The organism is Legionella bozemanae (genome assembly GCF_001648595.1).
GTDB classification, from domain to species: domain Bacteria; phylum Pseudomonadota; class Gammaproteobacteria; order Legionellales; family Legionellaceae; genus Legionella; species Legionella bozemanae.
In genome coordinates this window covers 40,336-60,701 of record NZ_LBAW01000003.1, presented here as the reverse complement: position 1 = coordinate 60,701, position 20,366 = coordinate 40,336, and the positions used below count along the sequence as shown (strand labels likewise).

The window sequence follows — 20,366 nt, the reverse complement described above, 5'->3', positions numbered from 1 at the left end:
ATGCAAAGGGGCTGGTCTTTTTTTTATCCTAAAAGGAAAAGCTGGTCTCTGATGTTAGGGTTACAGTAGCTTGACATGAGAAATTAGAATTTGATTTAATTTAAGTTAAGAAAATCGTTAGTGTTCGGTACTCTTTAAGCCATCCTGATCGAGCACATCTTTAGATTTTTGGTGATGGCTCTTTATTGTTAACTCAATAGGAGCCATTATTGTGCATCAATCCGAAAGTTCTCCTTTTATCTTAAGCCTAAAAGAAGGCGAAAACCTATTTCAAAGCATAATCCATTATACATATTCTATTAATTTAAAATCCGCAATTTTTACAGGTATTGGTGCTTTATCCAATATCACTATGGGTTTTTATCATCGTGATACGCAACAACATACCAAGAGGTTGTTTCAGGGAACCTATGAAATTGCTTCCTTGACTGGCAATGTGGCCTTAGCTGATGAGGGCTTGTTTGTACACATTCATGCCGCCATAGGTGATGCTAATTTCCAAATTTTTGGTGGTCATCTCATTAGTGCAGAAGCTGGTGCATCCACAGAGATTGCCATTATCCCTCTAAATTACACCATAAAGCGCAAAAAACATCCTGATTTGGACATAAAAGTGATATGCCCGTTTGAAGTGCTTTCAAATAGAGGTGAAAGATGAAAATGATTACCAATTCAAATGCATTAAAAGAGTACAATTTTTGTGATCTTCAATCCCATTTAAACCAGGCAATCTACAGTTATAACCAAAATGGCATTATTGTTCTTAAAGAGTACATTAATCAGGTAGAGCTCACTGACTTATTAAATGAAATTGCAATCATACAGCATGATGCCGAATTAGATATTGCGCAAAACTGGAATAATGAAATCGTTTGCTTTTATTCTAAAAATCCTTTGAAACCAGAATCAGAACCAAAAGATTATGTCACTGAACCTTATTTTCAATCCTCCAGTCACAAAGGACATGTATTTTACGAGGTGATAGACAGCGTAAGAGTAATTAATAGAATTGGGCATGGTATGCATCTCATAGAAAAATATTCAATGATGCAACAAACAGTTTACAAAAATCCCATGCTTAGGTTGATTTTTAAAGGTATAGGATTTAGACGGCCAATTTGTCATTTGAGCGTTTATATTCCTAAGTACCCTCATGGTTTAGGCAGTGAGGTTAGGCCGCATCAAGAATCAACTTTTGCTTATACTGAGCCTACTTCAGTAGTAGTTTTATGGTTAGCTTTAGAAGATGCATGCATAGAAAATGCGTGCATGTATGGAATTATGGGCAGCAACCGTTGGCCCTTAAAGTGGGTTTCACGGGTAAATCATCAACTTAAAACCAGACAATTTGCTCCGCTCAATGAAGTCTATATTCCTGATTTTACCACTGAAAATTATTGTTATACGCCCTTGGAAGTCAAGGCTGGGGATGCATTATTATTTCATGGTAATTTTGTTCATTGCAGTCCAGTAAATAATTCAAGCTACTCACGTAAAGCTTTATCTTTTCAATTCATTGAAACGTTGGGAGTGAATTATCCCAAGAGCAATTGGTTACAGTCTCCAAATCATGTTTATTTATATGGACCTCACGGATAAGGACTAAAAATGTCTATGTATGATAGCAGTGAGTTTTTCAAAACCTATTTCGCTAAAGCGAGTGAAAAATCCATACTTATTGACTTAATGAGTACTCGCTTTTCTCCTCCTTCACAGGAGCTCAATATTTTGGATTTAGGTTGCCATGACGGCACATTAATTAAAAAAATAATTGATGCTTACGGCAGTAGAATGCCTGCAAAAGTCGCTATAACCGGTGTAGAACCAAGTGTAGATGCGTTATTAGAATATTCCAAAAATCAATTTACTATTCCCATTCAAACGAACACCTTTTCTGGAACTGCTGAACGCTATTTTTTAGAAAATTCAGGTAATGAGTATTTCAATTGGGTTATCGCCTCCCAATGTCTTTATTGGTGTTTGGATTTACTTTATATCGTTAGGAAAATAGCAGATGCTGGAGAGTCAGGTTTAATTGTATTAAGAGGGCATCGTGGAATTTATGAAATTCAATCACATTTCAAGCATTATATAGGAAATCAAAATGAGCAATTTTATACTGCAGATGATATAGAGTCAGCACTACTTAGCCTAAATATACCCTTTGAGAAAGAAGTTAAAACAACATCCATCCTCCTACCCCATCAAGGCAGTATGGAGATGAAATGGCTTATTGCCTTTTTTCTACAACGAGACAAAAAAGATATGAATGGTGATATTTGGCAGGAAGTTGAGTCTTGGATTTTAGCAAAAACTTCAGAAAAAATGACACATGATGTATGTTTTTTCTGGTTAGGAAAGGCGATGCTCAATGGGAGTAGCTAAGTGTAATAACAATAAAAAAGTAATTTTGCAAAGAAGCCTATAAGACAATCATTTCATCTTGCAGTGCCAACGGAACCAGGGCTTTTCTTTATCCTCCAGGGAAAAAGAAAGACCTGCCCTAATTTCTTAAAGATTTTCTATCCAGCTTCATCAATTCGAATATTAATAAACTGCCAAGGGTCACTTTGATCAATATTTTTATCATTTGAAGTGTCTCTGCCCTGTAGAGGCGTCCAATCGGTATAATAGCCGGCGACTTTACCAAGATAAGGATTGGCTAAACTCAAAATATACTCATGGTCCATATCTTCAGGTTCTATAATCCCACGTTCTGGATTTTTAATAGCCCAGATCACACCTGATAAAACTCCAGCGGCAACTTGTAAGCTTGTCGCATTATTATGCTTAACTAATTTTCGCGCTTCATGGATGGACAGATTAGAACCATACCAATAAGCTCCTTTTTTATTTCCCATTAATAAAACTCCGAGTTCATCGGTGCCATCAACAATTTCATTTAAAATAATTCGTTTTTCTTTTTGAGGGATGTATTTTCTTTGCACGAGTTCTTTTAAAGATAAAATAGCATCAGGGCATGGATGATAAGCATAATGAACTGTTGGTCGGTAATACACTTTATTATCTTTTTTTAAAGTTAAATATTCTGCAATAGATAAAGATTCAGCATGAGTAATTAACAAACCATTAATAGGGCCAGAGTTAGGGGTCCAGGTACGGACTTGGGTCTCTGCTCCTGGCCGACTAAGATATATGCCACAATTTGAGCCAAAGTTGTAATGATTTGCATCACGAGGCCAGTGACGTTCATGGCTGCCCCAGCCTAGTTCAGCAGGTCGAAGCGCCTCAGAAATTAAGGCATCCACTGACCATGTATTGATAAATTCATCCGGTTTTTTATTTTGAGAAGTAATTTGCGTATCATGTTCAGAAATATGTATGGTTTTGATATCAAGATCATGGGCCAATTGTGCCCATTCCACAGATTTTTGCGGTAGTTCACCTTCCCACTCATTATCTTTTGCCACATTCCATAAGGCTTGTTTCAGAAAGTGAGATACCAATCCAGGATTCGCTCCATGGGTTAAAACTGCGGTAGGACCCTGTTTTTTATGTTGTAATGTAGCATCACGTAACGCATAATTAGAAAAGAGTTGATTCTCATCGCTACAGCGTTCTTCCCAAGGCTCAGCGGCTGCATCCAAATATAATATTTTATTTAACTGGCAATATTTTATTAAATCAATAGTGGATACTCCTACGGATAAATTTAGCAAAAAATCTCCAGGTTTAAGAATAGAGGACAATAGTTCTTGGTAATTATTTTCTTTAACCGCACATTCTTTGAATGAGACGCCATAATTGTTTGCCACATCTGCTCCAAGATTATGTTTTGACAGGATGTGGATTTGCGATGGATCTAATTTAAAATATTGGAATAAAAGAGGTAATATTGCTTGGCCAATGCTGCCGAATCCAAGAATGAGAATTTTATTTTTAAACACTATTTGAGCCGTAGATTGATCCATAAAGTACCCCTCAAATAGAAGCATCTATTTGTAATTATTTGAAATAGAGGTATAAATTGAGCTACCCCACTATATTTTTAGTATAGCTCACAAAAATAATCTGATTTTAAAATTTTAACTTAATATTTTCGTTGCTTGAAAATAATCAGGAGAGCGAAGTCGGAGTTATAATAAACTTAGTACACTCAATAAAAAGGGATTTAATAAATGAAACGTTATGAAATGTATATTGATGGAAAATTTACTTTAGCCCAAAACGGGGGCACTCGCGATATTATTGATCCCGGTAATGGCCAATTGCTTGCAACAGTTCCAGAAAGTACCAAAGAAGATGTTATGCTCGCAATCAAAGCGGCACGCAAAGCTTTCGATGAAGGTGATTGGAGAAAAACATCAGCGCTTGATCGAAGTAAACTATTATTCAAAGTTGCTGATTTAATTCGCGCCAATGCCAAAATGTTAGCAGAGCTGGAAACGCGAAACTGTGGAAAACCTTTGGCAGAAGCAGAGTATGATGTGACCGATGCCGCCAATTGTTTTGAGTTTTACGCAGGTCTCGCTACTAAAATTCATGGCGAAACGATGTCAGTTCCGGCGAACTCTTTTAGTTATGTGGTACGCGAGCCTATCGGTGTGTGCGGACAAATTATTCCCTGGAATTTCCCACTACTTATGGCCGCTTGGAAACTTGCTCCCGCACTTGCAGCAGGCAATACCGTCATATTAAAACCTTCAGAATTGACACCAATAACTGCGCTTGAGTTATTCAAACTGATTGATCAATGTGGATTTCCAGCAGGTGTCGTGAATCTCATTACTGGTCCCGGGATGGAAGTAGGTGAAGAATTATCCACTAATTCGATGGTGGATAAAGTTGCCTTCACTGGTGGAACTGTTACCGGCAAAAAAATAATGCAAGCCGCTACGGGAAATTTGAAGCGAATATCATTAGAACTTGGTGGAAAAAATCCAAATATTGTATTTGCAGACTGCGATCTGGAGATGGCAATTGACGGTGCTCTTTTTGGCGCTTTTGCCAATCAAGGCGAGGTATGTTCTTCTGGCTCCCGCTTGATAGTTGAGCGCTCTATTCACGAAAAAATCGTGGAAGGAATGTTGAAAAAAATTCCAAATATCAAGCTAGGCCATGGCTTGGACGATGGAGTAAAAATGGGTCCATTGGTTTCAAGTGCGCACCGCGACAAAGTAGAACATTACATCAAGATAGGGATTGATGAAGGTGCAAAATTGATCTGTGGCGGGAAACGCCCTACAGGTGAAGTTTTTGCAAAAGGAAATTTTTTGGAGCCAACTATTTTTGATGAGGTGAAGCCCACAATGCGCATCGCTCGAGAAGAAATTTTTGGTCCGGTACTCGCAGTCATTCCTTTTGATACGGAAGAAGAAGCAATTCAAATTGCAAACGATACCGATTATGGTTTGGCAGCCGCTGTGTGGACTAAGGACCTTACTCGTGCTCATCGAGTGACCTCGCAAATTCGTGCCGGTATTCTTTGGGTAAACCATTACCATCCAACTCATAATGAAATGCCTTGGGGGGGCTACAAACAAAGTGGAGCTGGTCGTGAGTTAGGTTTGTATGGAATCGAAAGCTATCTTGAAATCAAGCAAGTGAATATTAATCTGGATGACACACCAATTGGATGGTACTAATGAATCAAATACATATTAAAACGCAAATACCAGGACCAAAATCAAAAGTATTGATGGAGCGGCGTTATAAACATGTTGCTCGCGGTCCCTTTCACGCTACACCCATCTTTGTGGAGCGGGCAAAAGGTTCGTTTGTAGAGGATGTAGATGGAAATGTATTTTTGGATTTTTCATCTGGAATTGGAGTGGTAAATACAGGGCACTGTCCCGATGCAGTAGTCAATGCAATCAAGGCTCAGGCTGAAAAATTCATGCACACGAGTTTTAATATTCTTCCCTATGAAGGCTATATCAACGTGTGTGAAAAATTAAATGATCTCACACCTGGACATTTCGAAAAAAAATCAATCCTGTTGAATTCAGGAGCTGAAGCTGTAGAAAATGCGATTAAAATTGCTCGTGCCTATACCGGAAAACAAGCAGTGATTTGTTTTGATCATGCGTACCATGGCCGCACTTACATGGCCATGGCACTTACAGCAAAGAATAAACCCTACAAGCATGGATTTGGTCCATTTCTTGCAGAAGTTCATCGTGCTGCCATTCCGTATGAGTATCGTTGGCAGGGAAAAAATTGTGTCGAAGAGTGTTTTAATGATTTTTCTGAACTGGTTAATTTTCGCGTAGGTGTTGAAAATACCGCTGCAGTGATTTTAGAACCCGTGTTAGGGGAAGGGGGATTCATACAATTTCCAGTTCCATTTTTACAAAAACTTCGTGAGTTTTGTACGGCAAACAAAATTGTTTTCATTGCAGATGAAATTCAATCTGGTTTTGGACGTACTGGAAATCTATTTGCGATGAAGACAATGGGAGTGGATCCTGACCTTACTGTATCAGCAAAGGGACTGGGTGGCGGAACAGTGATCGCTGCTGTCACAGGAAAAGCTGAAATGATGGATGCTGCAATGGTGGGCGGGTTGGGCGGAACCTTTGGAGGAAATCCACTAAGTTGTGCCGCAGCTCTTGAAGTATTCAAAATCTTTGAAGAAGAAGGGCTTTTGCAACATGTCACTCATCTTGCAAAAGTACTTCATTCCAGGCTTTCTGGATTTAAAGAAAAATATAAAATAGTAGGCGATGTTCGGGGGTTGGGTGCGATGCAGGCGCTCGAACTTGTGGAGGATAAAAGCACAAAGGCACCAAATAAAGAAGCGGCGGACAGGTTAACACGATTTTGTTTAGAGCATGGACTGGTAATTCTTAGTTGCGGAGGATACGGAAATGTAATCCGTCTCCTCATGCCGCTTTCTACTGAGGTAAACGATTTGGAAATTGGACTTTCTATCATTGAGGAAGGGCTCAAGACATTATAAAGAAGGGATAACATCGTCGCGGAGACGTAGGAATAGCGCCTGGGCTGGTTTTTCAGCGATGTGTATAAGATTTAGTTACTTGCAGCCAGGATTAAACCAGAAGCAGAAAAACAGGGTTATTAAGCTTTTTAAAAATATCCCTCTAACTTGAAAAGAGAATGTATTTTTAGACACCATAAACTTAGAAAAGGTGCTTAGATGAACATTACGGAGATTCATATTGCGCAATTAACTATTCCATTAATTCGCCCATTTATAACTGCCGTAAGACGTACCGAATGCGTTGAGGATGTGGTGGTAATGATTAAAACGGATAGTGGCAATTTGGGTTATGGTTCCGCAGCATCAACCCCAGCCATCACTGGAGACAGTACGGAATCTATTATCACTGCAATTAAAACCATGCTTGGTCCACAGTTGATTGGACGAAGTATTTCTGAGTTGAATTTATTACTGCAGATGAATAACCAGGCTATAGTAGGTAATACTTCTGCGAAAGCTGCCATTGATATCGCCTTGCATGATTTATTTGCCCAATATTGTGGTTTACCTCTTTATAAATTGCTGGGAGGTAACACGAACAGCATGAGCTCGTGTATTACTATAAGCGTTAAAGAGATCGGCGCTATGGTGCAGGATGCTATTGACCTCGTCAAGCAAGGGCACCAAACAATAAAAATAAAATTAGGATTAAATCCAATTGAAGACATCAGGCGTGCCCAGGCTATTCGTCACGCTGTAGGTAATTCCACCACGTTACTTGTAGATGCCAATCAGGGGTGGTCTTATGAAGATGCCTTAAAGGTTATTGATTCATTAAAACAACAGCATGTGAATATCTCTTTGGTCGAGCAACCTATTAGTGCTCAAGATTTACTGCATTTAAAAGCGATTAACGAACAGGTTGACTGTCTTATCATTGCCGACGAGGCTTGCTTTTCTCCCGAAGATACCCTGAATATTGTAAAAATTAATGCCTGTGATGGCATCAATATTAAGTTGATGAAATCGGGTGGTATTGCGAATGCTCAAGCGATTTATAATATTGCTAAAACAGCACAAATGAAAATCATGGTCGGCTGTATGCTGGAGTCACCCATTGGCGTTGCTGCTGTAGCCAGTTTTGCTTTAAGTAAGCCTGATATCCTCTATGCGGATCTTGATCCTATTTATTTGATTCGTGACAATTATATTCTTGGCGGGGCACAATGCCTTGGCAATAAAATTATTTTGGCAGACAAACCTGGTTTGGGAATTGAAGGTATTAGCCAAGGATTAAAGCAGATTGGAGTGATCCATTAATGTCTTTTTACATTCAGTTAGCCAGTTTAGCCATTATTGTTCTTTATGTCGTGATGTTATTCCGCAATGTTGATGCGTTAATAGCGACTGCTCTCTGTGTGGGACTGGGCTATTTGTGGAATTTAAGCAGTCCAATTGACATTGGCAACTCTATGGCCAATGCTTTAGGCTCATTCATGGCCTTAGTTGGTTTTATTATCATGCTAGGCCATGGCTTAGGCGAGATCTTAACGCATACTCAGGTCAGTCATACTTTGGTGCACCAAATTGTTTATGGGATTGGGATTAATACTCAACGACGGGCTAAAATTGGCATTGTGCTTTCATCTTTTATCATTGTAGGGTTGCTTGGTACCTTGGCTGGAGGATTAGCTATTTTAGCACCCAGTTTACGCCCTATTGCGGGTTCTGTTGGATTATCACGACCTAGTTTGGCTGTGTTAATGCAGGCTTCAGCGGAAGAAGCGTTAATTCTTGGGCCTTTTGCCCCTCCAGTAGTGGCTTTACTGGGCATTACCGGACTAAATTATGAGGCTGTACTTCTTTATGCATCTCTTCCCGTGGCCCTGGTTACCTTAATGACTACCTGGTTTATGGCGAATCGATTACAACGAACGTATGCACATGAATCTTGCGAAGAAGAGGATACTTCAGAACCATTTGTGCCCAGTAAACAACAAAAGCGCGCTACTTTGCTCTTTTTGATTTCCTTTATGGCCTGTGTGGTCTATGGTTTATTTGCTCAGGCAAAAACCACCTATGTTATTTTTGTCATGTTATTTCTAGCGCTTATTACTGGATTGGCGAGTAAATTAAGTTTAAATCAAATTTTTAAATTGTTAGTTGAGGGAATGCGAAAAAGCCTGCATCTCTTCTTTCTGTTTATTTTATTTGATCCTTTCATGGTTTTAATTCATCAGGCGGGAGGATTTAGTGCCCTAACAGAACTATTAACTCCATTAATTAATTTAGGTGGCAAACCGGTATTATCGATGTTAATTGGGTTCACAGGTGCTTTTGGCATGCCAGGCGCTGCGGAAGCAACCATTAAAATGCTGCATCAGCTCTTTTATCCTAGTGTGCTTCAGATGCAATTGCCCATGATATCGTTCGCTTTGTGCCTGGTTTTTGCGACCCGTGTTACTAATTATGCCTATCCTGGTGCTAATATGTTTGCTGCAATGGGTTTTGCTGGCAGCGAAAATGTCAAAGCAATGATACAAAACGGACTCACCGTGACTGCGGCGCAAGTCTTATTTCTAATTGTATATAGCTTATTCCTATAATTCTGAGTAGAATTTTTCACAGAAGAAACGGAATGAGCGCCTTTCTTTCCTGAGGATAATTGGAAAAATGGGACCGATACCAACGATGATGCGTGATCGCCCGAGGAGCTAAATTGGCTATTGTCCACAGCGTAAAAGAAAAACCAGCAAGCGACCAAGTCGCTACACCCCAACCAATCCATTCGAGAATTTCACCAAAGTAATTTGGGCTGCTTAAAAAACGAAACATGCCCCCGTAGGGTATTTGGTAGGATCCAGGTTTTTTATTTTTATTCATGTCAAACAAAATGTTGTCCGAATGTTGATTGATTACAAATCCCGAAACAAAAAGTAGCAAACCAACGATAAAATGAAGTGATTGCAACGTTGACAAGGTAATTTCTTGAAAATGAGTGAGCCAATAGGCATTTACAAAACCATTCACCGTCGTAAAAAACGTGGCAGATATCGTGATAACTATTGGAACCTGTTTTGCATTATTTAAGCGAAACGGATAGATTAAGGAACGATAGACGTAATGGAATTGCCACATTACAAAAAATACCCAGGTATAGGCAGATGGTTTTGCCATGAGAAAAACAACCAAAAAAGTGATCACCGATGGCAATTCCATAAAACACCAAGAAACATGTGCAGGAATTTTAAGTGATTTGCTCTCTTGCTCATAACGTCCATAAGGTGCTCGTTTGAAAAAAAGCGTGAAAAATACGATAACGGCCAAGGTACTCCAGAAATAAAGAAATAAAGTGAGATTGTTTTGCGTCATAATTTTATTTTGCCAGACAGTGAAAACCAATGAAGAGTATCATGGATTGTTGTTTCGATTTTTGTTTTTTTATACCCTAATTCCTTTTCAGCTTTCGTACAATCTACTGTTGGTGGATACATCAACGTTTCAATTGCGTATTTGGTAAAGAGCGGTTCTGTATTGGTGATTTTAGAAAAAAACTCCATGAGAGGTACCGCAAAGTAAAGCATATTTGGGGGGAGAAACAAACGAGTCATTTTTTTTTGTCTTACAGTAGACATCAATCTGACTAAATGATGCATGCTTATGTCGTGGCCGCCTAAGATGTAGCGCTCTCCAGATTTGCCTTTTTCAGCAGCAGTTAGTGCGCCTTGAACCACGTCACGAACGTCAACAAAATTAAATCCTCCGCGCACCAAAACAGGGTTGTATCCCTTGTATATTTTAATTATTGCAGTGCCCATGAGGGATAATTTATAGTCATTTGGGCCAATTACTCCTGTGGGATTAACCACAACTGCATTTAATCCTTGCTCACAACTATCAAGCACTATCTTTTCAGCATGGGCTTTAGATTGATCGTAAATATTCACGGATTCTAAAACAAGAGGGGAATTTTCATTTAAAATGTGAGCAGTATTGGATTTTTGATGACTTTGGATTAGTGTGTGAATGGAGCTAAAATGAATTAGCTTTTTTACTTGATTTTTAAGGCATGCACTGACTACATTTTGGGTGCCTTGAATGTTGGTTTTACGGACTTCTTCTGCTTCTCGATTTGTAATTGCAATTTTCGCGGCTAAATGAAAAACGGTATCAATATCTCGAGTAGCATGATATAAAGACTCCGGATGTAAGATGTCTCCCTGGCATACCTCCAGAGGAAAATGAGTGAGGTATTTGGGTAGTTCACTTCGCACAAGTATTCGCACAGCATATTGTTTTCTAATAAGCTCAGGAATGAGGTTATTTCCAATGTGTCCACTAGCTCCTGTGACCAATATTTTCATGGTTTTAGAGTCCTTTTAAAAACATCAGGAGTCGGTCTTTGTAAAAACGAACAACCGAGAGAACGACACAATCCCTAAGCGGTCGGCATCGACCAGGGCATTTACAGTCCCTGCAATGAACGTGTTGTAGAAGTCTGAGAATCCATTTGGAAAGAGGCGAACCGTTTCAAGGCCGAAAATCGCGCTTCCCACTATCTGAGAACGAAGCGCACCAGCTAAGAGCTTGTTTTCGGTAAAAAAATAGCTCCACCCAAGATCTTTTGAAGTTTCTGTTTCAGAGATCAGGTTTAGGCCTACGCTGCGGGCCGCATCGATCAGATCTTCACTCGTGTGCAGAGGCGGCATACCCGTTACAAACTCAATCCGCTCAACCAGCGCGCGATGCTGCGGGTTGTCCCTATCGTATTTAGATGTCAGAACTGCATCATAGACTACATATCGTGCATTCGGTTGCATTACACGATGGACGTTTCCGAATACCTGGGGAAGCAGATCCTTGGAAATGTATTTAAGTGAGTAAATACTATATGCTGAGTCCAGGAAATCATTAGGAAACGGCAAGTTTTGGGTGTAATCTCCTTGGATGACTTCGCACAAGTGATCCAGATTTTGTTCACGGTTGAGGGCATTCGCCCGCTCTACTTCAGCCTGAGACAAGGTGACCCCAAGCACTTTCCCCTGAGAATGACGGGCAATATCACGTGCTGCGCCACCAAGGCCGCAGCCCATATCGAGGGCTGTTTTTCCGGGTAAAAGGCAGAGTACTGCATTGATCCGTTTATGCAAGTTCGAAATGGTCTCCTCGCGTGATTGTCCCACATGATCGGGCGGATAAAAAACCCAACTGGTGCCATAAGCAATTTCAATCACCTCCGCCATGAGGTCATAATAATGGGAGGCAACGACTGCATGATTGTGAGTTTGCTTTGCAAGAGAGAACAGGCGGTCGTGCTCTTTGACAAAAGACCCCAGATCCTTCCGTCTTAAGAGGAAGCGTAATGTCTTCATGTAATTGATTAATAGCGACATAGGTTTCGTCCTTGAATTGGAACACACACAACAATATTGTGTTCCCTATTGTTTCTATTATTTATAATCTAGATGAAATAGCATAAGTTATCAACTCACTTTATGGAGTGTAGCCTAGTTACTTGCAATCAGGCTACACTTACTGGAAATTAAACTATAGAACGTATAATTCCTCCATCGACCCGCACGGAAGCTCCATGAGTTGTAGAAGCTAAGGGGCTGGATAGATAAGTGACTGTATTAGCGATTTCCTCTGGTGTCGCAAAACGCTTAATAAGTGAAGAGGGACGTACGGTTGCAAAAAACTCTTGTTCTACTTGCTCCGCTGTTTTGTGTTGCGATTTTCCCAAGCTATTTATAAATTGGTTAACTCCTTCGCTGCGAGTCGGTCCTGGAAGGACTGAATTTACCGTAATATTAGTTCCTACAAGGTTTTCTGCTATTCCTCTGGCAACAGCTAACTGTGCTGTTTTGCTCATACCATAATGCACCATTTCACTTGGTATTTGCACTCCGGACTCACTGGAAATAAAAATAATTCGCCCCCAATTATTTTTCAACATGGATTGCAGGTAATGTCTGCTTAAACGTACTCCACTCATTACATTAACATCAAACATCTGAAACCATTCCTCATCGGAAATATCTAAAAATGGTTTGGCATCATAAATTCCAGCATTATTAATAAGAATATCTACTTCGGTAACTTCTTCTATTAATTTATTTATTCCTTCCTTTTTACCTATATCAGCAGCTGCTGCAATTAACTGAGCATGAGGCGTATTTATTTTTATTTGTTTTATCGCTTCGTGTACTCGTTGTTCTGTTCGACCATTGATTACCACCACAGCTCCTTCAGCGGCAAGTTGTTGTGCAATAGCGAGTCCGATACCTGCAGTAGAACCTGTTACTAATGCCTTTTTATTTTTTAATTGTAAATCCATAATCATCGCTCCCTGTGTATTAGTATTTTCCTGCACGTGCAGCCTGGTTGCTTGCAACCAGGATTTACCCGAAGTGTGTAACAGCGTATCAGGTTTTTACCACTGTAACCAGGCTGCACATGCGCCCTCCGTTATCTTTAATTGCTGAAACCAATGATTGAATTATATAATCCTTGCGTCATATCTCGCCCTAGCGATTATGGAAACTTATTAGGATATAGGATTGAAACATGAAAATTAATCACAAGATGTGTTATATAATGGCCGTTCTCTCTTCATCAACCATAGCTGCGCCAAGTAGTGCAACTTTATATGAGAAATTATATAGATTGGCAGAGAAAGTTTATTATATAGAGTACTCATTAAATACAGAGCAGCAAAAAACCATCGAGGTATTGGCTGATCAAATGGAGGCTGTAATTAGTTATCCAAATAATATTAATTGTGGAAATAAGTTAAGCGTACTGCAAGAGTCCTATAAATGGGCTTATAGTGCAAGTGGTTTAGATGCAACTTCGTCTGAAGCAGAAAAGTTTGCTACAGAAGTATCTAATAAAGTATGCCCATTAGCCTATTTTAAAACATTTCAACTTTCTTATGATTTCGCTTATAAAAGCAGTGGCATGGATAAAACCAGAAGTGCTGCCAAAAGCTTTGCTGCTACAATAAGTGATTATGAATCGAGTAGTTTTTATACAAAAAATTCGGTTCAATGCTTTATTGATGGCTATAATTTTGCTTATTCCAGTGGTGGTATGAATAAAACAAGAGCTGCTGCAGAAGAATATGCTACTAAACTATGCTTAGGATAGAATCCCTATAAGTCGAATAGCCTATATAAGATACGGGCTATGGTCTTTTAAGCAAAGGTATCCTGGTTGCAAGCAACTGAATCTTCTACACATCGCTGAAAAAACAGTCCAGTCCTATTCCTACGTCCCGCTCACACGAACAAGTCGTGGGAGCGGGGTGTAGGCAGGAGTGTGATCAAGATTCAGTTGCAAGCCAAAACCAGGAGCAAACTGAAGCAGTGAAACAGGGTTGTCAGGCTTTGCCAAAGAGGATAGCAAGCATAGCCTATTGATCCTATATGTCACATGGCATACAATTTGGTCATTTTTAATCCTTCGAGATATTCATTGAACTTTTCCATTCTTAAATCCAAAACTCTAAGTCTATTAAATTATATTTTTATTGTTAGTGTTCTAACTGTCTGTTTATTGCCCGGTAATTCCATTGCCGCACATATTGAACGATATGACTTCGGGGATATTTCCAATAAGGTTACCAAAATTTGGGAGCCTGAAGTTGCTCTTTATGTTGCGAAACATTTTGCCTCTGCACATGGTTTTAATGAACAACATGTTTCAGTCACAAAATTAAAAGCAGGAGCAGCAAATAATTTTATCTATCTTGTTTATATAGATAATCAAATGAAATTTGTTATAAAAGGGCTTTCATCTAAAAAAGAAGCAGAGTCTTTGTTTGCATTACAAAACTATTCCAAACTACACGCGATTCAAAATAATCCTGAAGCGGCTACCATTTGTTTAAGCAAATTAATTCAGTATTACACAGTAAAAAATGATATAAATAATTATTATTTTGCCGTTCTTGAAGCTGCTCAAGGAAAAGAACTTTTTAAAACAATGAGTTATGAACTGCTGCACAATAAAGATATAAATAAACTTAAAGATATTTTTTATAAAATTGGTCGTCAAACCAGTGAATTACATAAAAGTATCATCGGTGCTGAGCAATTTATATCTCCAAGAAATCTGCTGTCGGTAATTCATGATGATTTTCATCCGGAAAATACGTTTTATAATATAGAAACAAATATTTTTTCTTTAATTGATAATGACAGTATGGGTGAGAGTATTTCTAATCCTTTGCCAATTGTCAGGGAAATTTATGGAATATATGAAGTTCCAATAATTAGATGGCCCTCAGAAAAAATTACAATTGATCTTTTAAAGGATGCGGATCCTCATGACATAGCAAGTATCTATTTTGAATTGGTTATGGGAATGGCGGCGGTATATCAAAACACCCAAGATGCGAAAAACGTGTTTATTAATAGCATTATTGACTTAAATAATATGGCAATTGCATTTCTAAAAGATCAATATTCCGAATCATGGATGTTATATCCTACCGATAAAAATGAGGATCATATTGTTTGGGGCAAATTATCTAAGGCAGTAAATGATCCTGTGCTTGCTGAAAACTATATATCTAAATTAACAATAATCAATAACGACTTAAGGTTAATGGGAGGCCAGTAAGCATAGCCTGGTGCAAGCTACCTTAAGGCACAAGATTGAGTCTTTAGACCTAATATAATAGCTAAATACCGAAGATTCTTGGGTCACAATGACCTGAGGTATTGTCACATTTTTATTTAAATTTCTCTACGTACTGCGCTTTATGCGCAGTACGTAGGCGAAAAAATTTGTAGGAGGATTCTTATCAAAAAACTGACGATACCTCCGGTCAAAATGACTCAATCTACGTGCTCCCAGGGCTTTAACATATTTGATTTACAAACAAAATACTCTATAAAAATTAAATTATTTTGAGTCCTCCTCAAAATAACTTGCGTATTTATCCCATGAGTTCTCTTAAGCAGGGATTAACTTAAAAGGTATCCTATATACTCCAGGACCTTCTTCAGGGCATCCTGCTCCGCCTATTTTAATACTTCGTTGACCAGAAAAACTCCCGTCTCCGTTCGATGTAAAAAATTCGAATAAAGTAGATTTGACTTTGTTGCCGTTATTGCAAATGAAGAAGTGAGCAGCCTTTAATTCCCAGCGATTATTATTCCAGTGATAGTCTATGTACTTGGGAGCACCAGGAGGAGCATACAGGTTCGGTGTATGGGCCACACAACCTGCTGCGTTACACACAGTGAAGAAATCTTCCTTTTGCTTGGTGGGGCGGTTGTTAGGATTAGGTTTACCATTAAATGTTTGTTTTGCTCGATCCAAGTGTCTAATGTATGAACCATAAATGGGGGCAGGTATTGAAGAAGAAGCGGCAATCGCAAATGAGGTCACTGCGCAAACGGATGTTACAAGTACAAGTGACTGTGCGCAAAATGCAAATCTGTTAGTCATTGGAGTTCCTTCTACCTTTTTTATATTAATGATTACCAAAGTCCATTGTAACAATATTATGTGATCGCAATTCAAGCGGAAATTTTTATTTTTAAATTTTTCATAAAAATTAATAAATTAAGTAGCATAGCCTGTTACCAAACAATGAAAATACTTTCTTCACGAGCAAATTCCAAAGCATGTATAGTCTGATTCTTTGTTTATGTTTAGTTAATCCTAAAATCAATATTTATGCCATACTATAAGAAAGGAATGCGAATCAACTTTGAATAAGTCTAAAAAAATAAACAATTGTTCTTTCTTGATATCCTAAATATTAATATCTACCGAGGAACAAATTATGTTTATTTATACTGCAAAATTGTATATAGAAGAGAAAACTATAGATGAAAGAAATAGTGATGATTTAGAAGAGCTGTATCTCTGGATGATGGCAAAGGCGCATAATCAAACCACACATTATAATGGCTCTATTATCAATAATAATACTCACGAAGTTGTAAGAACTTTTCAGAGCTCTTCAATAGAATAGGCAAGTGATTTAGGGTGCTTGCAACTAGAGTTCCTCTCTAACTATGCTCATGGCATTATTTTGCTGCTTCTGGTGGTTAAATCCTGGTTCACGTAACCAAGCTTGTATCTTTAAAAGCAAGATAAATTTTCATTAAAAGCTTGCTTGTTTTTTAAGACAGTATCTACGATTGTTGGTGATGAGGAACTAGTGCGAGCTAAGACCAAAGATTATTAAATCTATTTTTTAGATCACGGAAAATAATATGTGGAGGCAATGATGCGGCTGTTTCATTTGCATACATTGAGATCTTATTTTTAATGGCAATGAACTTGTTTTGTTGTGTTTCCGTTGTTAAATCGATTTCTTTTACTTGCTCTAATAAAGTCTTAACTAATTTATCATCTTTTACATCTGAAACAAGGAAGTATGAATTACCTGTCCCATCGTTTATTCCATAGTAAAACTTTTTTTCGTGTTGGTAGGGAAAATGTTTCGGATTTTTACTTGCATATTTCAAGGTAGTGGAGGTAATAAAAGGGTCATCTTTTTTTATAGGGAAGAAGCTCGAGATAGAATCTGTTTCATTGTTAACAGATAAAATAATTTCATTTTTATTAGATACGACATAAACACCAAATATTTTCATTAAAGCCTCTTCCTAGAATGATACAACTTACTTTAAGATTTTTAAAAATTCCAAAACGAACAATGCAAAATCCTCATGTACCGTAACGAATTACAATGTTCTATATCTTGATAATGCTTATATGGAAATAAGTAATTGCTAAATAACTTCGGTGTGGATTAATTGTCAATGCTTGCTTAAGTAATCGTACACTACGAAACTCTATAATAAATAATGCAAATTATCAAATAGTTGAGCTTTTTGACTGTATATTTTCCTTGCCCATATACTCCGTTCTTTTGAGTAAAAGCAAGTTGGGTGGGTCAATTCGACCCGGCATAAAGAGATAATAAGTTCATAGCTTATGCTGTTGCAGCCAATATTCAAGTAAGCCGACTTGCCATAGTTTAGAAATACCTGAAGGGGTAAAATTTTTTGTTGCGCTTGTAAATAGCTCTTGAACTGCTTGTAAATTAAAAATGCCTCTTTGCTTGATTTTTTCAGGAGAAAGTACATCGCGCATTAACTCTAAGGTACTTCCTTCTAAATATTTCAATGCTGGGACAGGAAAATATCCTTTAGGGCGATCTACAATTGGTTTAGGAAGCATTTTTCTTCCAAGTTGTTTTAAAATATATTTCCCTTTTTGCGGTAATTTATATTGAAGGGGCATGGAAAGAGCGAGCTTGAGCATTTCTTCATCCAGAAAGGGTACTCTTGCCTCAAGACTTGCTGCCATGGTCATATTATCAACCCGACTTAAAGGTCCATTTGCCAATGCAAAGGTACTTTCATATCGAAGCAGATTATCAATTGGATTTTTAGAATTATTTTTTTCACAAAGTTTAATTAGAAAATCAGAAGCATGAAATGCAGTGTGAAAGTCTGGCATTACAAGTTGCTGATATTCTTGAAAGGAACGATCGGCTACTTTGTTAAAAATTATTTGCGCTGACTGTGACGGTAATACTGGGTTTGCATGTATATTTTGAAACCAATGATACCCTGCGAAAATCTCATCAGCACCTTGGCCTGAAAGTACTACTTTAACGTGTTTGGCAACCTCATGAGAGAGAAGATAAAAGCCAATATTGTCATGGCTTAGCATAGGTTCTGACATTGCAGCAATACAATCTCCCAATGAATAGGCTAACTGCTTGTTTGAAATGAACATTTGCCGATGGTGCGTATTAAATTGTTTCGCAACCAGATTGGAATAGAAAAATTCATCGCCTTTATTCCCTTTTAAGCTATCAAAACCAATAGAGAATGTTTGAATTTTTTTATACCCAAGTTTGGAAGCCATCGCCACGAGCAATGAAGAATCCAACCCTCCAGAAAGGAGAATGCCAATAGGAACATCTGCTGCTAATTGGCGATGTGTTGCTGATTTTAATACTTCATAAGTTTCTTTTATCCAATAATTTTCATCACGATAATGATCGGCTTTTGTATTATCAAATTTTAAGTCCCAATAAGTCTCTTCTTCAATTTTACCATCAGGATGAATAGTCATGATGGAGCCTGGAGAAAGTTTTTTTACACCCGATAAAATAGTAAGCGGCTCAGGGACTGCATGAAATGTAAGGTAATAATGAAGCGCAATTTTATCAATTGATGTATCGACATCACCAAATTCAATTAATGCAGGTAAGGTGGATGCGAATTTAAATCCATAATTTGCATCAGCGCTGTAATAAAGCGGTTTAATACCTAAACGATCACGGGCAAGTATCAATTTTCCCGTCTTTTGTTCCCAGATTGCGAAAGCAAACATACCAGAAAAGCGGTGCACACAATCTTTCCCCCAGGCATGATAGGCTTTAAGAAGTACCTCAGTATCACTGTTTGAAATAAAAGAGTATCCTTTAGATTTTAAGACTTCACGCAACGCCACAAAATTATAGATTGCTCCATTAAAAACCAATGCCAGCCCTAAATCCGAATCAACCATAGGTTGCATTCCACGATGAGACAGGTCGAATATTTTCAGCCTTCTGTGTCCAAGCGCCATGCCTTTCGTAAGATATATTTGACCATCATCAGGGCCGCGGTTGAACTGCTTCAGCAAAGCTTTTTCCAGATTAAAAAGAGGAATATTTTTTTTATTGAATTGGAATTCGCCAGCAATACCACACATAGTCCCCTCCTTTTTATAATTTTGCGGTTAACGCGTGAGATTCATCTGCCAGGGTAACATCGGTTTTTAAGGGTTTAAAAAATAATAGACGTGGCTGCCCATTAAATTTAGTAAATTCTTGCTGTTCCTGATTTTTCAGTGTTTTTTGTAAAATTTTTTTTGAGCCTTCATTGGAGGGATGAGCTGTAGCAACAATTTCTTTAATATTCTTTTCTAGGGTTTCTTTGTCACTCTCAGAAATAATGTGTTTAATAAATTTTTTTCCTAAGATTGCAATTTCAGTTCCATAGCCTTTTCCCCAAAACGCTTGATCAATAATATAAATAATCTCCCCAACATTAGGATGACCAGTTCCTACCTTCGAGAAATCTTTTAAAGAATGTTTTATATGGAGATAACCAATAAACTCTTGCGTAGCAGAAAGGTAAATTGAAAACACGGAGAACTTGTTACCCGAGTTCCAACATTTCGTTTCATCTTGGATAAACTCTTCTACTGCAGCAGGCGTCCAGGGTTCTCCTTCACCAAACAACCGTGTATTTTCAGGATTTTCTAAAAGATGAGTGTATTTATCGACTAAAAAACGCACTTCATCTTGGTTAAGGGATTTTGCCACCAACCTTTTTGAGCACATTGTATATTGATTCAATTCACTTTTAATAAGTACATTACCTAGTTTTTTTGATGTATAGGTTACTTGTTTCATAGATGTCTTCCTCGACTT

19 protein-coding genes are annotated in these 20,366 nt (G+C 38.2%); 10 read left to right on the top strand and 9 right to left on the bottom strand.

The window, feature by feature from the left end:
• Window positions 1–211: 211 nt before the first annotated feature.
• Genes A8O27_RS03545 through A8O27_RS03535 form a run of 3 tightly spaced genes read left to right on the top strand, consistent with a single transcriptional unit; the run spans window position 212 to window position 2,385 of the window.
• On the top strand, window positions 212–658 hold the full coding sequence (locus A8O27_RS03545) for a PPC domain-containing DNA-binding protein (protein WP_058460493.1): 447 nt from the start codon (window positions 212–214) through the stop codon (window positions 656–658).
• On the top strand, window positions 655–1,599 hold the full coding sequence (locus A8O27_RS03540) for a phytanoyl-CoA dioxygenase family protein (RefSeq protein ID WP_058460494.1): 945 nt from the start codon (window positions 655–657) through the stop codon (window positions 1,597–1,599). The genes A8O27_RS03545 and A8O27_RS03540 overlap by 4 nt, the downstream gene beginning before the upstream one ends.
• Window positions 1,600–1,608: 9 nt before the next feature.
• Window positions 1,609–2,385 (top strand): class I SAM-dependent methyltransferase, encoded by a 777-nt coding sequence (locus tag A8O27_RS03535; RefSeq protein WP_058460495.1) that lies wholly within the window; start codon window positions 1,609–1,611, stop codon window positions 2,383–2,385.
• Window positions 2,386–2,522: 137 nt separating this feature from the next.
• On the opposite strand, the gene A8O27_RS03530 is transcribed toward A8O27_RS03535, so the two are convergent.
• Window positions 2,523–3,932, bottom strand: coding sequence for a saccharopine dehydrogenase C-terminal domain-containing protein (locus A8O27_RS03530; protein WP_058460496.1), 1,410 nt, complete (start codon window positions 3,930–3,932; stop codon window positions 2,523–2,525).
• A gap of 207 nt (window positions 3,933–4,139) precedes the next feature.
• Here A8O27_RS03530 and A8O27_RS03525 point away from each other — a divergent pair, with 207 nt between their 5' ends.
• The 4 genes from A8O27_RS03525 to A8O27_RS03510 all read left to right on the top strand — a co-directional run bounded on the left by A8O27_RS03525 (window position 4,140) and on the right by A8O27_RS03510 (window position 9,510).
• Window positions 4,140–5,606: an aldehyde dehydrogenase family protein gene (locus tag A8O27_RS03525; RefSeq protein ID WP_058460497.1), complete on the top strand. Its 1,467-nt coding sequence runs from the start codon at window positions 4,140–4,142 to the stop codon at window positions 5,604–5,606.
• Window positions 5,606–6,922 carry a 4-aminobutyrate--2-oxoglutarate transaminase gene (gene gabT, locus A8O27_RS03520; RefSeq protein WP_082642478.1) on the top strand — a complete coding sequence of 439 codons (1,317 nt, stop codon included), beginning with the start codon at window positions 5,606–5,608 and terminating at the stop codon, window positions 6,920–6,922. The genes A8O27_RS03525 and gabT overlap by 1 nt, the downstream gene beginning before the upstream one ends.
• 198 nt (window positions 6,923–7,120) lie before the next feature.
• Complete coding sequence (locus A8O27_RS03515; RefSeq protein ID WP_058460499.1) at window positions 7,121–8,224, top strand: dipeptide epimerase; 1,104 nt, start codon at window positions 7,121–7,123, stop codon at window positions 8,222–8,224.
• The gene (locus A8O27_RS03510; RefSeq protein WP_058460500.1) at window positions 8,224–9,510 is read left to right on the top strand and encodes a Na+/H+ antiporter NhaC family protein; all 1,287 of its coding nucleotides are present in this window, start codon (window positions 8,224–8,226) and stop codon (window positions 9,508–9,510) included. The genes A8O27_RS03515 and A8O27_RS03510 overlap by 1 nt, the downstream gene beginning before the upstream one ends.
• Before the next feature lie 16 nt (window positions 9,511–9,526).
• Here the strand turns inward: A8O27_RS03510 and A8O27_RS03505 are convergent, their stop codons facing one another.
• From A8O27_RS03505 to A8O27_RS03490, 4 genes are all read right to left on the bottom strand, one after another.
• Window positions 9,527–10,276, bottom strand: coding sequence for a methyltransferase (locus A8O27_RS03505; protein WP_058460501.1), 750 nt, complete (start codon window positions 10,274–10,276; stop codon window positions 9,527–9,529).
• Window positions 10,273–11,268 (bottom strand): NAD-dependent epimerase/dehydratase family protein, encoded by a 996-nt coding sequence (locus A8O27_RS03500; RefSeq protein ID WP_058460502.1) that lies wholly within the window; start codon window positions 11,266–11,268, stop codon window positions 10,273–10,275. Before A8O27_RS03500 ends, A8O27_RS03505 begins: the two co-directional genes overlap by 4 nt.
• Before the next feature lie 24 nt (window positions 11,269–11,292).
• Window positions 11,293–12,297: an SAM-dependent methyltransferase gene (locus A8O27_RS03495; protein ID WP_058460503.1), complete on the bottom strand. Its 1,005-nt coding sequence runs from the start codon at window positions 12,295–12,297 to the stop codon at window positions 11,293–11,295.
• Window positions 12,298–12,446: 149 nt separating this feature from the next.
• Window positions 12,447–13,241: an SDR family NAD(P)-dependent oxidoreductase gene (locus A8O27_RS03490; protein WP_058460504.1), complete on the bottom strand. Its 795-nt coding sequence runs from the start codon at window positions 13,239–13,241 to the stop codon at window positions 12,447–12,449.
• Between the two features lie 230 nt (window positions 13,242–13,471).
• Between A8O27_RS03490 and A8O27_RS03485 the strand changes: the two genes are divergently transcribed.
• Together A8O27_RS03485 and A8O27_RS03480 are read left to right on the top strand one after the other, a co-directional pair.
• Complete coding sequence (locus A8O27_RS03485; protein ID WP_058460505.1) at window positions 13,472–14,053, top strand: hypothetical protein; 582 nt, start codon at window positions 13,472–13,474, stop codon at window positions 14,051–14,053.
• A gap of 285 nt (window positions 14,054–14,338) precedes the next feature.
• Window positions 14,339–15,529: a hypothetical protein gene (locus A8O27_RS03480; protein ID WP_058460506.1), complete on the top strand. Its 1,191-nt coding sequence runs from the start codon at window positions 14,339–14,341 to the stop codon at window positions 15,527–15,529.
• A 336-nt stretch (window positions 15,530–15,865) separates the two neighbouring features.
• Here A8O27_RS03480 and A8O27_RS18715 read toward each other — a convergent pair whose 3' ends face one another.
• The gene (locus tag A8O27_RS18715; RefSeq protein WP_131744470.1) at window positions 15,866–16,363 is read right to left on the bottom strand and encodes an MBOE_33420 family protein; all 498 of its coding nucleotides are present in this window, start codon (window positions 16,361–16,363) and stop codon (window positions 15,866–15,868) included.
• A gap of 340 nt (window positions 16,364–16,703) precedes the next feature.
• Between A8O27_RS18715 and A8O27_RS03470 the strand changes: the two genes are divergently transcribed.
• Entirely contained in the window at window positions 16,704–16,895 is a 192-nt protein-coding gene (locus A8O27_RS03470) for a hypothetical protein (protein ID WP_058460508.1), read from the top strand.
• A gap of 196 nt (window positions 16,896–17,091) precedes the next feature.
• Here the strand turns inward: A8O27_RS03470 and A8O27_RS03465 are convergent, their stop codons facing one another.
• The 3 genes from A8O27_RS03465 to A8O27_RS03455 all read right to left on the bottom strand — a co-directional run bounded on the left by A8O27_RS03465 (window position 17,092) and on the right by A8O27_RS03455 (window position 20,348).
• Window positions 17,092–17,523: a hypothetical protein gene (locus A8O27_RS03465; protein WP_058460509.1), complete on the bottom strand. Its 432-nt coding sequence runs from the start codon at window positions 17,521–17,523 to the stop codon at window positions 17,092–17,094.
• A gap of 334 nt (window positions 17,524–17,857) precedes the next feature.
• A complete protein-coding gene (locus A8O27_RS03460; protein ID WP_058460510.1) occupies window positions 17,858–19,642 on the bottom strand; it encodes an N-acetylglutaminylglutamine amidotransferase in 1,785 nt (594 codons plus the stop codon).
• Window positions 19,643–19,655: 13 nt separating this feature from the next.
• Window positions 19,656–20,348, bottom strand: coding sequence for a GNAT family N-acetyltransferase (locus tag A8O27_RS03455; RefSeq protein WP_058460511.1), 693 nt, complete (start codon window positions 20,346–20,348; stop codon window positions 19,656–19,658).
• Window positions 20,349–20,366 lie beyond the last annotated feature (18 nt).

Coding starts and splice junctions, on each gene's coding strand:
- A8O27_RS03540 (WP_058460494.1), top strand. CDS start 655: ATGAAAATGATTACCAATTCAAATGCATTAAAAGAGTACAATTTTTGT.
- A8O27_RS03535 (WP_058460495.1), top strand. CDS start 1,609: ATGTCTATGTATGATAGCAGTGAGTTTTTCAAAACCTATTTCGCTAAA.
- A8O27_RS03530 (WP_058460496.1), bottom strand. CDS start 3,932: ATGGATCAATCTACGGCTCAAATAGTGTTTAAAAATAAAATTCTCATT.
- A8O27_RS03525 (WP_058460497.1), top strand. CDS start 4,140: ATGAAACGTTATGAAATGTATATTGATGGAAAATTTACTTTAGCCCAA.
- gabT (WP_082642478.1), top strand. CDS start 5,606: ATGAATCAAATACATATTAAAACGCAAATACCAGGACCAAAATCAAAA.
- A8O27_RS03515 (WP_058460499.1), top strand. CDS start 7,121: ATGAACATTACGGAGATTCATATTGCGCAATTAACTATTCCATTAATT.
- A8O27_RS03510 (WP_058460500.1), top strand. CDS start 8,224: ATGTCTTTTTACATTCAGTTAGCCAGTTTAGCCATTATTGTTCTTTAT.
- A8O27_RS03505 (WP_058460501.1), bottom strand. CDS start 10,276: ATGACGCAAAACAATCTCACTTTATTTCTTTATTTCTGGAGTACCTTG.
- A8O27_RS03500 (WP_058460502.1), bottom strand. CDS start 11,268: ATGAAAATATTGGTCACAGGAGCTAGTGGACACATTGGAAATAACCTC.
- A8O27_RS03495 (WP_058460503.1), bottom strand. CDS start 12,297: ATGTCGCTATTAATCAATTACATGAAGACATTACGCTTCCTCTTAAGA.
- A8O27_RS03490 (WP_058460504.1), bottom strand. CDS start 13,241: ATGGATTTACAATTAAAAAATAAAAAGGCATTAGTAACAGGTTCTACT.
- A8O27_RS03485 (WP_058460505.1), top strand. CDS start 13,472: ATGAAAATTAATCACAAGATGTGTTATATAATGGCCGTTCTCTCTTCA.
- A8O27_RS03480 (WP_058460506.1), top strand. CDS start 14,339: ATGGCATACAATTTGGTCATTTTTAATCCTTCGAGATATTCATTGAAC.
- A8O27_RS18715 (WP_131744470.1), bottom strand. CDS start 16,363: ATGACTAACAGATTTGCATTTTGCGCACAGTCACTTGTACTTGTAACA.
- A8O27_RS03470 (WP_058460508.1), top strand. CDS start 16,704: ATGTTTATTTATACTGCAAAATTGTATATAGAAGAGAAAACTATAGAT.
- A8O27_RS03465 (WP_058460509.1), bottom strand. CDS start 17,523: ATGAAAATATTTGGTGTTTATGTCGTATCTAATAAAAATGAAATTATT.
- A8O27_RS03460 (WP_058460510.1), bottom strand. CDS start 19,642: ATGTGTGGTATTGCTGGCGAATTCCAATTCAATAAAAAAAATATTCCT.
- A8O27_RS03455 (WP_058460511.1), bottom strand. CDS start 20,348: ATGAAACAAGTAACCTATACATCAAAAAAACTAGGTAATGTACTTATT.